12 protein-coding genes are annotated in these 13,706 nt (G+C 39.9%); 4 read left to right on the top strand and 8 right to left on the bottom strand.

The window, feature by feature from the left end:
- Positions 1-11: 11 nt before the first annotated feature.
- Positions 12-1,457, top strand: coding sequence for a TlpA family protein disulfide reductase (locus ABTV71_RS11320; RefSeq protein ID WP_433903266.1), 1,446 nt, complete (start codon positions 12-14; stop codon positions 1,455-1,457).
- A gap of 36 nt (positions 1,458-1,493) precedes the next feature.
- On the opposite strand, the gene ABTV71_RS11315 is transcribed toward ABTV71_RS11320, so the two are convergent.
- The 3 genes from ABTV71_RS11315 to ABTV71_RS11305 all read right to left on the bottom strand — a co-directional run bounded on the left by ABTV71_RS11315 (position 1,494) and on the right by ABTV71_RS11305 (position 2,590).
- On the bottom strand, positions 1,494-1,796 hold the full coding sequence (locus ABTV71_RS11315; protein WP_433903265.1) for a hypothetical protein: 303 nt from the start codon (positions 1,794-1,796) through the stop codon (positions 1,494-1,496).
- A gap of 68 nt (positions 1,797-1,864) precedes the next feature.
- A complete protein-coding gene (locus tag ABTV71_RS11310) occupies positions 1,865-2,173 on the bottom strand; it encodes a hypothetical protein (RefSeq protein ID WP_165306551.1) in 309 nt (102 codons plus the stop codon).
- A gap of 273 nt (positions 2,174-2,446) precedes the next feature.
- Positions 2,447-2,590, bottom strand: coding sequence for a hypothetical protein (locus tag ABTV71_RS11305; RefSeq protein WP_433903264.1), 144 nt, complete (start codon positions 2,588-2,590; stop codon positions 2,447-2,449).
- Positions 2,591-2,981: 391 nt separating this feature from the next.
- Here ABTV71_RS11305 and ABTV71_RS11300 point away from each other — a divergent pair, with 391 nt between their 5' ends.
- Complete coding sequence (locus ABTV71_RS11300; RefSeq protein WP_433903263.1) at positions 2,982-3,761, top strand: histidine kinase; 780 nt, start codon at positions 2,982-2,984, stop codon at positions 3,759-3,761.
- Entirely contained in the window at positions 3,758-4,474 is a 717-nt protein-coding gene (locus tag ABTV71_RS11295; protein ID WP_433903262.1) for a LytR/AlgR family response regulator transcription factor, read from the top strand. Before ABTV71_RS11300 ends, ABTV71_RS11295 begins: the two co-directional genes overlap by 4 nt.
- On the opposite strand, the gene ABTV71_RS11290 is transcribed toward ABTV71_RS11295, so the two are convergent.
- Positions 4,475-7,285: a thiopeptide-type bacteriocin biosynthesis protein gene (locus ABTV71_RS11290; RefSeq protein WP_433903261.1), complete on the bottom strand. Its 2,811-nt coding sequence runs from the start codon at positions 7,283-7,285 to the stop codon at positions 4,475-4,477.
- Between the two features lie 190 nt (positions 7,286-7,475).
- Between ABTV71_RS11290 and ABTV71_RS11285 the strand changes: the two genes are divergently transcribed.
- Positions 7,476-7,853 carry a response regulator gene (locus ABTV71_RS11285; protein ID WP_433903260.1) on the top strand — a complete coding sequence of 126 codons (378 nt, stop codon included), beginning with the start codon at positions 7,476-7,478 and terminating at the stop codon, positions 7,851-7,853.
- On the opposite strand, the gene ABTV71_RS11280 is transcribed toward ABTV71_RS11285, so the two are convergent.
- The 4 genes from ABTV71_RS11280 to ABTV71_RS11265 form a co-directional block, all read right to left on the bottom strand.
- Positions 7,843-10,815 carry a hypothetical protein gene (locus ABTV71_RS11280; RefSeq protein WP_433903259.1) on the bottom strand — a complete coding sequence of 991 codons (2,973 nt, stop codon included), beginning with the start codon at positions 10,813-10,815 and terminating at the stop codon, positions 7,843-7,845. The genes ABTV71_RS11285 and ABTV71_RS11280 overlap by 11 nt on opposite strands.
- A gap of 11 nt (positions 10,816-10,826) precedes the next feature.
- Complete coding sequence (locus ABTV71_RS11275; protein WP_433903258.1) at positions 10,827-11,699, bottom strand: hypothetical protein; 873 nt, start codon at positions 11,697-11,699, stop codon at positions 10,827-10,829.
- Between the two features lie 117 nt (positions 11,700-11,816).
- Entirely contained in the window at positions 11,817-12,431 is a 615-nt protein-coding gene (locus tag ABTV71_RS11270; protein ID WP_433903257.1) for a hypothetical protein, read from the bottom strand.
- 337 nt (positions 12,432-12,768) lie between these two features.
- Positions 12,769-13,383: a hypothetical protein gene (locus tag ABTV71_RS11265; protein WP_433903256.1), complete on the bottom strand. Its 615-nt coding sequence runs from the start codon at positions 13,381-13,383 to the stop codon at positions 12,769-12,771.
- Between the last annotated feature and the right edge of the window lie 323 nt (positions 13,384-13,706).

Below are 13,706 nucleotides of genomic sequence, written 5' to 3'. Positions count from 1 at the left end.
AGCAACTAATAATGAAATTGAAAATAGTTTTGGTTTTGATGCTAATTGGATTAGGTCATGCCTTAAGAGCACAAAATAGCATAAATGGAAGGTTGAATGTAAACCTGTACTGGGATAAAGCTGATAACAACGACACACTTTATTTTTTCGTTAAAAATCCCATCCGTACCTCAAAGAATCTTTTTGAAGAGAAACGAACTTTGAAGAATGGAAAATACACATTTGATATTCCCGTAACCGATTCCAGCGGTTTTTTTGAAATCAGGATGAAAGCGAAGAAATTTGACACTGGATCTCCTAAAAGTGTTTACTCTTATTTAGTGACCAGGAAATTTTGGCGTATTGGAGACAGCGTAGATATCCATATCTCAAATCATAAAGAAACTGCGCTCGGCGCTCATAATACTTGCGTTTTTAGCGGAAAAGATGCTTTACGATATACGGTGAGCCGTGAGTCAGATTCACTACTCTTTTCGGATAGCGGTGAAAATCCGAAGCACATTTTTTACAATCCACAGGAAAATGCAATCAATAATGCTATTAGTAATCTAAATCGGTATAAAAATAAATTGTCTGAAGAGGATTATAAACTCATTGCTGCAAATATCAATTATTACAATGGCAATTTTGTTTTTAGAAATATTAGTGAGCGCTTAAATGAAATAAATGATCCGTCCGTAAAGAAAAGATATTTAGCCTCCTTAACTGATAGCCTTGCCCTTGTAACGCCCAGATCGAAAAATGAATATGATCTTATCAACTCCAATTTGATACGTTTTCTTGATTACAAATATAGGTTTGAATCAAAAATTCGAAACAATGGTGTTTTAGATTTCGCTTCAGTTTATAATAATATAAAAGATAAGGAACGGGGAACAATTAGAGATAGACTGATAGCAACGCTGTTTTATTATGACAATTTTAAACCGTTAAATTTTGATCAGTTACAAATGGATGCTGAAAAGTTTGTCGAAGAAAAGTATAGTAGAGAGATTGTAGCGCTCTATAAAAGCCAGGCTATGGGTACAAAATTGAACAACTTTTCTTTTCTTGACACCGCAGACCAAAATGTATCCATTTCGGATTTTAAAGGCAAAGTCACAGTAATTGATATTTGGTCAAACGGTTGCGGAGGATGCCATATTTTATATCGCGATGTAATCAGTAAGCTAAAAAATAAGTTCCCAAAATCTGAAGTCGCTTTTGTTTCGATCGGCATTGATAAGAAAAAATCCCGTTGGTTAGATGGTATTGATGGTGGCCTTTATACATCAAAAGATGCCATAAATCTAACTACTGGAAAGCTTGGATTTGATCACCCGTTATTTACGGAAAACGTTATTGCTGCCACACCTACGGTAATTTTATTGGATAAGGAAGGAAAAATTGTAAAATTTAATACTACCGATTTATACAAAGAGCAGGGAATGGACGCCTCAATAAAAAGCTTATTATAAAGTAGAAGAGAAACGTTGTTTCCCTTCTACTGCTTATTATAAATGGGGCTGTCTATCAATAACCGTAAAGCCATTTGTTTGGTCTTCAACTTGGCTTATTGGTGCCAGGTTATTGGTCAGAGCATTTTGTGACGTGATTTCGCAGGCTACGTCCTCTCCATCACCGCAACGAGGGTTGGGCGATGAAGACAATACATAATTCGTTCCGGATATTCCAACAACCCAATAGGTTGTTGCTTTTGCAGTTGATTCGGTTTTAGATGGAGATTCCCCCTTTGTTTCTGCAAAAACCACAGTTGACAAGGTTATGGCAGTAAGAGCTAAAAATATCTTTTTCATAAACTTTGTTTTTAATGGATGATTAAAGATGAAAAATCTCCAGGACTTTAAAGCCCTGGAGAAAATTGTTACAGTTGCGGCTGGCGTTCAACAATGCTGAAACCATTGCTCTGCGCATCCACCTGGGATTTGGGGGCTTGCAAGGGGCTGGAGGTAATAGGATTCTGTGATGTGATTTCGCAAGGAGATTCCTCCGCGTCACCACAGAGCGGGTTCGGAGATGTGCTCAACGTGTAGTTAGGACCGCTGATACCGGTTACATAATATACGCTCAACTTAGCGGTTCCTTCTGTTTTAGAAGGCGTTTCGGTTTTTGTTTCTGCGAAAGCAGCTGTGGTCAGGGCCAGGAGGGACAGGCTGAAGATTACTTTTTTCATAATTAACTGTGTTTGGGGTTAAACAATGGAATGAATAGAAAAAAGATTGTGCATTCACTGCACGGGTAGGTTGGCATTGCCCTTCTGCTTTTATTTTTAAGCTCCGGGTTATATAAAAGTGAACAGGTTTTAAGGTTTTTTCCTTTAAGATTTAAGATAAATACCTGTTTTTCTGAATTGTAATGCGTTTTAGATATGATTAATTTTGAGATTTCCAACAGGTGCCCTAAAGCACCTGGGATAAAAAGCTACCAGATGATTATCGCCGTCTAATTAACAGCAGGTGCTTGTTTTGGACCAAGTCAATGAAATGGTTTCAGTAATGGTTTTTCCATTGTTGCTCATTGCTCCATAGCCTTGAAACGTAAATAATAATCTAACCCTCGAAGGTTTGCTAACAGATGATTTATTTTTCATGATTTGGTTATTAAAATCAACAGCTTTATTGCTATTGTGATATAAAAGTATTTAGTCATATTAAATCAGGCAAATTAAGTTCGTGAATTAAAGGTTTCAAGGTATTAAGTAACATTTTTAGGGGTACTAACTTAGAAATATCATGCCGATTAAAGTACAGCATAATCCCAGATCAATAGCTAGCATGTTATTATCCATAATATTTGTAATTGCCGTACAAATATTATGGATTTATAGCGCGGGGGCGACAGTTACACTTGTAGGCTGGAAACTACTTTTTTTACAGGTGTTTTTTTATTTCGCAAACATATTTTGGGCTGTTCCAAATGATTTTGCCGATAGGAAATACCTGAGTTTTTGTATTAAGCTATTCGTTGAAATGCTTTTGTATGTGATATTAAGAGCCAGTATTGTATTCAGACAACCCTGGAATGATCGGTTCTGGGAATTGGCTTTTTCTACAGAACAGCTTTTATATGCTTTTACTCAAATTTTTGCAGTTCTTGGCACCAGTTTCTTTGTTGGTTTTTTTCTGCTGAACCAGGCTAATGCAATGAGTCGTGAATTGGCGTTAAAACAGTCCATTGAATCTTTGTCGGAAAAGAGGCGCCTGGAAAGTATTATCCATCAAATGCAGTTGAATCCCCATTTGCTTTTTAATATTCTCAATCTAATAAAAATAGAATCTGCCAGTAAGCTGCCCGATATCAGCCATGTTGCAGCATTACTGGCCGAGTTGCAGAAAATCTACTTGTTTAATCCAGCGAAGGAACATAAGGTTGTACTTATGGAGGAAGTAAAAGGAATTGAAATTTATGTTGAGTTAGAAAGGTATGCTCGTAATCAAAATATACATATTGATATCAGGATTGTTGTACCGGAAAATGAACTAAGGATACCGCACCTTTTACTATTGACACTTATTGAGAATTTGTTTAAATATGGTGTTTTAACGGAAGAAAAATATCCCGCACAGATCGATCTTCAATTGGTTGATAATACTATTATGCTTCACACCTGGAATTTAAAACGTACATCAGTAATTAAAGGAAATGGGCTGGGACAACAAAATGTAATAGCCATTTTGAACCATCAATATGCTGGAAAACATAGTTTGATCATTTCGGACACGGAGTACCATTATGAACTAAAATTAGAAATTGTATTATGAGCCTATCTGTATGTGTAGTCGATGATGACGAGCGTTCTTTAAAAGATTTCGTTGAAACACTAAAGAGGATACCGGAACTTACTGTTTTAACAGCTCAGACCGATCCGGTACTTATTGTGTCGAAGATTCTTTCTGGAGTAATAAAAACAGATATTGTGTTCTCCGATCTTGAAATGCCAGATTTGTCAGGCATAGATCTATGCAATCAAATCGGAGATCGAGCAGTGGTTATCTTCGTGACCGGTCATCCTGGATTTGCTTTGGAGGCATATAATACCGATGCCGCAGATTTTATTGTCAAGCCAGTTAATCTTAAAGATATTTTAAGAGCTATTCAAAAGGCAAAGGAAAAATTGATAGCAAGGAATAAATTGATGTTACCGGCTTCAGACAGATGTATATTTGTAAAGCTTTCGCCAAGAAACGTTAGCCGGATAAAGCTGATTGATCTACTGTATATTGAGGTTGACGGTAAATATATCAGCCTGTATATAGAAAACCAAAAGAAACCGATATCACTTAAGAAATCTCTCGGCAATATTTATGACCAGTTACCCCCGGAGTTGTTTATGAAAATAAGCAAAAGCTGCGTTGTAAATATGAATCGGGTATCTAGCATAGTTGGAAATATCCTCGTGCTGGATACCGGATCAACGCATACAATTGGCTCAACTTTTATGACCGAAGTTTATGAAAAATATGACTCGATATAATTACGCTCTCCGTTCAATTTTCCTTTCTAATTTTAACGTTGCCTTCCTGATTTTTTCTTGCCGCTCTGAAAGGTTGTAAACAATCATTTCATAAAATCTCTGATCTTCGATAAAAAGCCTATTACAATGCATGTGCAACAGATCTCCAAACAACTTTGCTCTCAAAGGTTCCGCAATCAGTTTTATGGTATGACCTAATGATAATTTGAAAGACTCAAATTTTTTCCGTCGCTCTTTGGATAAAAGAGGTTTTGGTTCTCGTTGAAAATCTTTAAATATCGCATTGAGCGTCCTGTAATCAGTTGGCATCACATTGAATTCCTCATTATAAGCTATGGTAATACTCTCAATAATTTTTTCAAAGTCTTCCATTGTAAAAATACCTAACGACCTTATGTAATCTATCGTTTCTAAACAGAGCTTTACTTTTTGAAATTCTGATAAATTGAGCTTAGATATCGAATGAATAAATAGGCTGTCTTTATAAAAATGAGATTCGATAATTGGAATTAGCTCCTTAGTGTATCGGTGAACTTCTTTTTTATAAGTTCTAATAGAGTAATCCGTAATCCTTCCTTCTTTCATTTTTTCTGTTGCCAAAAGATTAACGATGCCGATGAATTCAAAAGCATTTTGGGGTGACTTAAATTGAATTCGTAATCGAATGTGCTCTCCGCCTTCATTGTACCGAATAAAGAACCACTTTATTACTCCTTTCTTACCTCTTTTTAAAAGAGGGATCAACATATTGTTACAGAAAGAATCCACAGAACTTGATATACCAAAGAACTCCAGATATAACCAATCATTAACCGGAAGTTCCCATTGCCTTGACTCCATCCTATTGTTTTGAATACTTGTAGAATTCATTCCATTAAAAACCTGTTCGGTGTGCGTCAGAGTTACATGAAGTTGGGGAAACATTTTTCTTCCATTATGGTCAACCGCGCTTGCATTGACAGGAAGGTACGCTTCTTCAAGGTAAAGTTGCTTTACCTTCTTTACTTGCAATATTAACAGCTCTAAATCTTGGTCGTTATCTGTATTCAATAATAGGGTTTGGTCGCCACTACCAATTTTAAAATACTTTGTTACACCTTTTGAAATTAGGTATTGCCTCAATTTTCCTAAGCTCTTTATTTGCCTATCCTGGTTGAAAAGGTCATCTTCTCTTAATCTCCACAACGCAGGAGCAACCACAATGTTTCTGAATTCAACTCTTGGATAAACTGAGAGTCCCGGAAGTATTTGTTTTGGTGAAAAAGAGTAATCTGTAGTTATATCCTGATACTGGATATCCATCAAAAATCTGAACAGAGGCAATTTTGATCTGTTAAAGTTGTATGCAGAGGCATATCTTGGAATTAGTCTTTTCCCCAAGGTTCTGGACTGTAAAATTACTTTTGAGTTTTTTACTGTGACCGTTATATCATTTATAGGAAGTGAGGTAGGGTAGTCAGAAAAATTCAGGATATTAACTAAACTCGGATATATTAAAGGTCTCCTGTTTATGTCATCCACCTCCTGTTCGCAACTATAACCAACGTCGAAAAACAATACATCAGGATTTGCATCCACCTCTATTTGAGCGATATGAATGGAGTGGTCTTTTATTTCTTGAACGGCAAATGCAAACCTGGCAGATAAGGAATTTGAGGTCGCCCCTCCTATCGAATCGATAAATATTGTACCATCGATTTCTTTACATAATATTGGAATACTATTCGGAAGCAATTCATTATTAGTTTGGGCTGAGCTAACCTCTTCAAGGTTAACACAGCCTCCGCATTTAATAGCTTGAATTATGAGATCGATTACATTTCCGTCAGCTAAATTTTTTTTATTTTCACCGACAGGGTTAGTTTTAATCCCAAACCGGTCTTTTAGAGTGAAATTCTTTAGTTTGGCAAAATCACCGTAATCAACACCGATTTCGGGATCTATCGCTACCATTATTGGGACTTCCTGCCCCTCGAATTTCTTGTTAAAGCGGTTTACAAATTCCTCCAAACTATCATTGGTCTGACTTTCCTTAATTGTTTTTATTTTAAGGATCAAATCAGGTAGGTGTCTGAAATGACCAGAAAAGTAGGAACCCGAAACACACTTTCTTTCAGTTATAATGTATTTTGCACGTGCGTTGTCAGGAATATATCCTGTTCTTTCAAAATAATCAGCTCCTACGATGTTCTCGTGCTGGCTTGTAAGAATCAACTGAATATCCACGAGAATTGCCACTAGTTCTTTCCAGTTTGTTTGCGATTCTGAGAAATGACTATTTAACTCTGAATACGTTTTAAAATCTTTACAGAATTCGAGTATTGTAATAATCCCAGGGTCATAATCTATTGCTGCAATTTCAAATTCCTCTCCCTCCTTTTTCAAAAATCGTATTTCCCTACCGACTTTGTAAAACGTGGAATTCGCTATAAAACTTTCGGTCTTGATATTTATCGAAAATTTAGCCTGGGGTTTGTCTTTCCAACTGATGAAGGAATGATTCAACAATTGATCGCTGAGCCGTAGCTGATCCTTATTTCTCCCTAATTGTGTTATTCCTATTGAAGCAAAAGATCCATAAGGAGTTGCCCGGAATTTTGCCCTGTTAAAATATTTTTGAACAGTTTTTTTTATTTTTTCATCAGCCGTCTCAAATTCATCGTAGGACATCAATCTTATCAGTTCCCAAAAGTCCAGTGAAGCTTCTTTTATCATTTCTTTTAATTCTGGCCAGAATTCTTTCGGCATTGCATCTATTGGTAACCTTGGCGTCCTGACAATGACATTTTGGTTTAATTGCAGTTTAATCATGTTATATTACTAAGTATAATGATAACATAATAATTTGCCTTCCCAACCAGAAAAAAAGTTCTCAAACTTTATAAATCGGGGTATAAACTACAGTATTCGTGGGTACATAAACAAGGTATTTCAATGGAAATGTAATTTCATGAAATTAAATATATTTGCCGAACCATAAAAAAATCAAAATTTTATAATTATGAATCTTCGTTGTTATGTTGTAGACGATGAAATGCATGGTATAATTAATCTTACCCACCTAATCCAGAAAACAGGAGGGGTTGAATTAATTGGCTCCTCAACTAATCCCTTAATCGCCTTAAAGGAAATTCTTGTTTTAAAACCGGATGTCGTTTTTACTGATTATAACATGAGTGAAATGGACGGCGTTACCTTAGCCGGGCATGTCGATGATTTTGCACAGGTTGTAATTATCAGTGGTCAACCTCAGGATTGGATTAAAAACGCTGATTGGAGCAAATACATTTATAGGATGAGAGGAGTTGACTTTCGGGAGTTTCAATCTATCATGATGGAAGTAGAAAAACGCATGGAGAGCCGTAAAGTTAAAATGTAAACGACAAATACCAGACCGGTGGCGCCGAAAAGCCCTGCTGCGGCCAGGCGAGGTCGAAACGGATTGGGTAACCCGCCAGCATGGTACGGGCGCTGCAACCAAAGGATTGGAGATGTGTAGGCGCAACCGGTAGATAATCCTGTTTCCGCGCCGTAGCGGCAAAATCGGTGAAAATGCCCAGCTGCAGGTTATTCAGCGCGGAGAAACCGGTACGCAAAGGAATCAGCTTGCTGAACAAGGGCACATACAGATCGGCATTGAACAAGACATAACTGCTGCCATACAAACTGTTTTGCCGGTAGCCGCGGAAGGGCGTCACCAGGGTCTGGAAGGCATAAGGCGCCTCCTGTACAAAACGGACGGATGTATCGGTACGCGGTACGACATTGTTATCCACACCACCAAAGTTGTAGAGGACCCGGCTTTGTCCGCCGCTATGGCCCACATTACCCCGCAGTACGAAATTGATATCGCGGAACAAAGGCTGATGATAGCTGAAACGCAGTGCCGTAGCGTACAACAGGGTGGCCTGTTTACCGGTAGACACCATTACATCGGTCAGCAGGCGGGCATCCCAGCCTTTATACAGGAAGGGGATCAGTGCATGCAGTTTATTCGCGGATACGGTAAAGGTATTGATGCTCCACCATTGCTGCAGTGCCTCAAAGTTCAGACTGTAACGGTCAGAAGCCAGGAATACGGTACGGTCGCGACGGGCCGCCGCGGTAAAACCTATCGACCAGTCATAATGTAAGGGATATTGTACACCCAGTTCATAGTAGTGTGTTTTCACTTTGGCCATCTGCGGGTAAGGCCTTCCCAGCTCATCTTTCCAATCACGTTGCGGATCGGGTTGCAGGCTTTCTACCTTGCGGAAAAACAGGACATGCCAGTCGAGCCGTTTCGCGGTATTTTCATAACGGAAAAAGAAATCGCTGCCCTCGGTACCGGCAGGCATCCGGTAGCCGATATTAAAATGATGGTTCTCGAACAGGTCGCTGAAACCGCCGTTGACCATCGCGCCTACCTCCGGAAACTTGAAGGAACCCAGGTAACCCTGGTAGGGCTGCAGCCGGTTGATGTAATAGTCATTGTTGATGCGGGCAGAGAAATAAGCGCTGAACAGCTGCAACACATAAGGTCTTACCTTGGCCGGCGTATAGGCCAGGGCGCGCAGCAGGCTATCCCGCTGACGGCTGGCCGCACCTTTATTGTCCCTGCCTTTAAGTACCCCACCCAGGAAGGAAGATTCATCCTCTTTTTTCCATCGCTGTTCCAAAGCAGCCAGGCTATCGCGTTTCCGCTGTTCTTCCAGGTAGTCGCGCAACCAGGGACGGATGTCGGTCCCAGCCTTTGGCATTACCGCCTGCCCGGGTCTCAAAAAATCTTCCAGCATGGCACCGGTTATACTTTGTTGCAAGCGGATACTGTTGTCGTTGAGCCATTGCGGATCATGGAACGTGATATAAGCCGTATCGCGCCATAATAACCGGTCCGGCTGTTTGGCATTACCTTTACTACCCGTTATGATTTTGCTGTAAATGCCGTAAGGCTTCGTAATGCTATCGGCATGGTAAAGACTGTCGGCAGGATACCCCGAACGGTACAGCAATTGCGTATGCGCCGCATCCAGGGCGGGTTCCGTATTATCCTCCCCATCGTCGGTAAGCGGGCTGAACCGTAAACTGCCTGCGTTATACAGTACGATATCGCTTTTGGCACGACGATAAGCGGCCATCAACCATTGATCGCGACTCCAGTCCAGCAGGGCACTTACCCCATCGACGCCATATAATTTATGCCGGTCGATATAGGCGCCCCCGGCGCCATAACGTTTTACCTGCACCAGTCCTTGTTCAGGTTGTACCACGTACCATTGCTTAGCCGTTTCCGACCAGTGCAGCAGCGGATAGGGATCGGCCTGGTGACCGGACATCCAGGGGGGCAGCAGGTAACGTTGTACCGGTTTGACCTGCTGTTGTTGTTGTAATTGCGACAGGGTGGTGATATAAAGCCTGCGCTTATGTTCCTTTTCGGTAATATAGGCTACCTGGGTACCGTCCGCACTATAAACCAGGGCATGCAAACGGCTATCCCGGTGCAGGCGCAACAGGTACCCGCGCAGCGTATCCGTTGCCGGTGCGGCAGGCATCATGCGTTCCTGGAAAAAGCCCAGGCATTGTTGGGTAAGCGTATCGAGCGGCCGCTTCACCACCAGGCGTACGGCGCGGCTCAGCGACTTGCCTTTACGCAACTGGAACACCAGTTGGCGGGCGGCATCGGGCCGGTACCTGCGCGACAGGAAATAACAAAAAGCCTGCCCGGCAAGCTGCGGATCGGCAGTGCTCAGCGAGGTCCAGTCGGGATTTGCGGTATTGCCTTGCAACCCGAGCCAGGCATCTTCGTCGGTAAGGCGCCAGCCCCGGGCAAAAAAGGCGATTGCGCCTTCACGAAACCAGGCCGGCATCAGTTGCCGTTTCGATAAAGCCTGTTCCTCGAGGTCGTCCTGGAATTGTTCTTCCCAGCTTAGCCGGGCCCAGGCCAGGGCCAGTTGTTGTCCGAAATGCTCATACGAACCGTCGAAGGCCAGGGTAAGCCGGCTGCCCTTCAGGTAGATGGTGGGAAAAGGCAGATCGCCCTGACCATTCAAACCGATATTGGATGTGTAAAGCTGATCTATCGCGGGGTAGAGCACGATATTGGGCACGGACTTTACCGGGACGCCCATTTCCTTCTTTACCGTTTCAATGATGCGCGGCAGCTGCATCGATGCAAAACTGGCCATGCTATCGTAACCCCGGGGGTAGAAAATACGGAATGCACTTACCGGCAATACCTTCCATTTATAACTGCGGTACTGGAAACGATTATAATGCACCACCGGGACTTGGGCGTATGTTTTGTAAAGACAAAACAGCGCTACAAGCAGTAGCACAAAAAGTATTTTAAGGCTGTTCTTCACGTGATGATAATTTAACGCCAGCGTCTACCAAAATAAAGACCAACGAAGAAACAGGCCTGATAGGCATAAGCTTTGCGCTCGGTCATCATTTCAATTTTGCTGGTATATAGTGCGGCGTTGCCGCCAATAGTGATTGTTTTTACGAAAGATTCCGGACGACCTGGTTCAAGAGCTATTGCTAGTTCTGCAAACAGGCCGGGAATAAGCCGGGTTTCACCTATTCCTTTGCTCCATTTTCCGCTGCCTAATATAGAAGCACTATTCAGGAATTTATCAGCGTTCGTCTCGGTGAAGTGTTCACTTTGAGAATAGGCATGCTCTTGGGGTGTATAAGTAACATACAAAAGGTTTAGGTAATAAGGCTTAAGCAGTGCCAGAGCCGGACCTGCCGCATAACGCAGGCTTAGCGAAAGGTTACCGTCAATGACGGCGGGAAAAAGCATTTGCTCCCTGCCATAAGCAAGTTGCAACGTATAGGCATTATTTATTTTGCCCAGGATGTAAGGCGAATTTCTTGCCAGGTAGCGATAGGTTACATCCCTACGTTGTTGCTTTACTTCTTTTTCGTGCTGTAGACCAGAGAAACTCAGCTCCCATAATACTTTGGTGCCTGGACCATCATAGCGGAGATAGCTTAGGCCGCCGCTCCAGCCGTTGGTATTTAGTCTCAGGCCAAGTGATAGCGAGTGTCGATAGTTACTGTCATGGCCACATTCGGATATATGCTTTTTCCAGTTTTTTAGTTTACTAATTTGCCTTGATCCATTTTCTTTTGCCTCGTTCAATTTTGAAGAACTGTTTTGCCAAATGGTGGGTTGGGACCATGACAGACATGACATTAGAAGGCAAAGCAATAGCAACAAGGTGATTTTACACCGTAGCATGAGTTGAATTTTATCAGAAAAAGTGGAAGAATAAAAAGTGAATAAATTAAAGGTGCTAGACTACACCTTTAATTTATTCAAGCATATTTAGAATCGCGACTGGCCATAACTAGTCAATTATTTTCCTCCAGCAATAAATGGCTTAAAATTTCGAATTGCAGAATCTAATACATTCAGGTCAGGCTCTTCTATTTCTAAAGCTGACATTCTAACAAATTTATTTCCATCAAAATATAAAATTATGCGCATAGGACTATCGTAGTCATAAGGCAACATTTTTTTTATTTTAGTTACTGCTAAATCCAAAGTTTTTTTTAGCGATAACAGTGTTTTATCATCAATTTTGTATGAATTAAACTTGCATTGATACGCAACAATTTCTCCATTAATTAAAATTTCATCTTTGAGGCTTTCGACTCTGCGGGAAGCGGTGTTAAAACCATCTTTGGATTTCACCGAATAAATATTAAAGATAGTATCTCGTGCCTCTTTGAAAAAATAAAGTAAGTAAAAATCACCTTTCCGAATATCTAGGAAATCTCTTTCGCCAATTAGTGCCAAATAATTGGTGTCTAGCTGGATATTTTGAGTGTAGCTTTCTTTGTCATTTAATTTTTTTGAAACTGTTTCGTTTTTGAAAGAATCTAATACTTTATTTTTTGAATTGTGAATTTTTGGTTTGCAAGAAAATAAAGATGTAATTAGAAGGATAGTTAAGGCAGTTTTTTTCATTTTCTATTATTTTTTGAATCATTTATATTCTTTGAAACATAGTACTTTTCAGAATATAAATAGTCATGCCATCTGGACTTGAAATAAACATTGTGTTAGGTTTATCTAAAAAGACTTTGTGATTTAAAATGGAGGTTTAGAACCACGAAAGACAGGACAAATGAAGGCAAAGCAATAGAAGCAAGACGTTTTTGCACCGTAGCATGAGTTGAATATCACCCCAAAAGCATAAGAATAATAAGTGAGTAAATTAAAGTTGCAGCAACTGCAACTTTAATTTATATATGCCTGTTGGGACTCTGAATAATTAGAGCAAATAAAAAATTCAAGGAATGAATTACTTCCCTTCAGAAATAAAGGGTTTGAAATTACGAATAGTCGAATCTAACACGTTAAGATCTGATTCTTCTAATTGAAAAGCCGATAATCTATGGTAATCCTGGCCATCAAAATATAGTGCAACTCGTAGCGGACTTTCATAATTTTTTGGAAGTACTTTCTTAGTCATTCCAACGGCTTTATTTATAGCATTCTTAACTGGCATAATCATCGAATTGTCGATTTTATAATTCTCAAAAGTACCTTTATATACTTCCAAAGAGCCGTTTTCTAACAGATTACTGTAGTTATTGTTACCTTTATGCGAAGCCACCGAAATTCCATTACATGATTTGATAACATATATATGGCAAAGTGTGTCCCTCGCTTCTTCGTAAACATAGAGGATGTAGAATTGATCTTTTTTTAGGTTTAAAAAGCTTTCCTCTCCCATCAGGGTTAGATAAATTTTATCTGCCTCAATTCTTTCAGCTTTATTTTCGTAACCCTTTAAGTATTCTAAATAGGTTTTGCTCTTTTGGTAAGCCATTGAATTTGCATTTGATTGATCTGTTCTTGCTTTACAAGAAAACAAAATAGTTATAGCGAGGAAAGAAAAAATTGATTTCTGCATTTGTTTTTATTTTTTAAACCATTTCCTCTGTCAAATTCTTTGTTTCAGAAATTAGCAACCGGAAAGTGCCATCCAATTTTGTGCGTATGCCCCGTTCCGAACGCATACTTCTTTTCTCCACCTTACGATTTAAAATAACTTACTGCATATGTTATCGAATAATTAAATAAAACACAGTCCAAAAATTCAAATTCTTTAATTTTCAGTAGGCCACTTTAATTAATGGCCTCCTGAAATTTTAAAAGAAAAGGTTGGCAGGATTAGATGGAATAATGCCTATAGAAGCTTAAGAGCTTAAATTTTTGCTCTAAACCCACCGGCCT

It is taken from the genome of Sphingobacterium puteale (assembly GCF_050986225.1).
GTDB lineage: Bacteria > Bacteroidota > Bacteroidia > Sphingobacteriales > Sphingobacteriaceae > Sphingobacterium > Sphingobacterium puteale.
Note: the sequence above shows the minus strand (reverse complement) of the source record. Positions and strands in the feature narration are given on the sequence as shown.